The sequence below is a fragment of the Alcanivorax sp. HI0044 genome (assembly GCF_001634945.1).
Genome location: NZ_LWEZ01000461.1, coordinates 1 through 900 on the forward strand (window position 1 = coordinate 1; position 900 = coordinate 900).

General features: G+C 53.8%; 2 protein-coding genes. One reads left to right on the top strand and one right to left on the bottom strand.

What is annotated here, in order from left to right; all coding sequences use genetic code 11:
* Positions 1-222 (bottom strand): efflux RND transporter periplasmic adaptor subunit (locus tag A3730_RS05645; RefSeq protein ID WP_197477314.1); only part of this gene is annotated, 222 nt, incomplete at its 3' end.
* Between the two features lie 378 nt (positions 223-600).
* Between A3730_RS05645 and A3730_RS05650 the strand changes: the two genes are divergently transcribed.
* Positions 601-900 (top strand): MATE family efflux transporter (locus tag A3730_RS05650; protein ID WP_255364188.1); only part of this gene is annotated, 300 nt, incomplete at its 3' end.

Consider the following 900-nt stretch of genomic DNA (forward strand, 5'->3'; position numbering starts at 1 on the left):
AGACTCAACCCGGGAGCCGATATCTACGTTCAATTTGCTCACCAGGCCAGCCACTGAGGCAGAGAGCCGGGCGGACTGATCGGCTGCCAGGGTGCCATTGATCAGCAGTTCACGAACCGGTTTCTGCATTTCCACTGTGGCGACGGAAACCGGTACCGGATTGGCCTGCGTTATCAGTGGCAGGCAAAAAGAGACAAGCAGGCAGAAACGCAGCGCGAGCATAGACAGCAGAAACTCCGGCAGTAGAACAGTGTAATGGCGATAGCACCCAGACTAACGCGATTTAACTGGCCGGGGCGTCCAGATGCAAATACTAACCGTTAATGATTACAAGCTTTGCGTTGTGTGGGCGCTCTAGAGGAGCGTGGTGGATAACCCAACGGGAATTTCGTTGTGTGCCCATAACACCCATTGATACGCATAATGTATATTATGTTAAATAGAGTAATTGCCGTTATGGTTACATCTTTATTGGTCCACCCTCGCCACTGATTCGTACGCAACAGTTGTTGCGTCTGTCGTAAGCATTTCGAGTAGGATTGCTGACAGAGGAAATTACTTCCTTCAGCAACCCGTTCCTAGTGCNTGCCTGGAGACCTTGTGGCCCAAGACACTCCTAGCCTGATCCAGGGCTCCATTACCCGCGCGCTGTTGACCCTGGCGATTCCGATTGTCTTCGCGAATCTTCTGCAGACGGCCTACCAGCTTACCGACACGTTCTGGGTCGGCCGACTGGGGGCGGATGCCGTTGCTGCGGTGTCGCTCAGCTTCCCCGTTTTGTTTTTCCTTATCTCGTTGGGAATTGGCCTTGCCGTTGCCGGAACAATTCTGGTTGCCCAGAACAAGGGGCGCGGTGATCTGGATGCGGTCAACCATGTGGCCGCACAGGCATTGATGGGC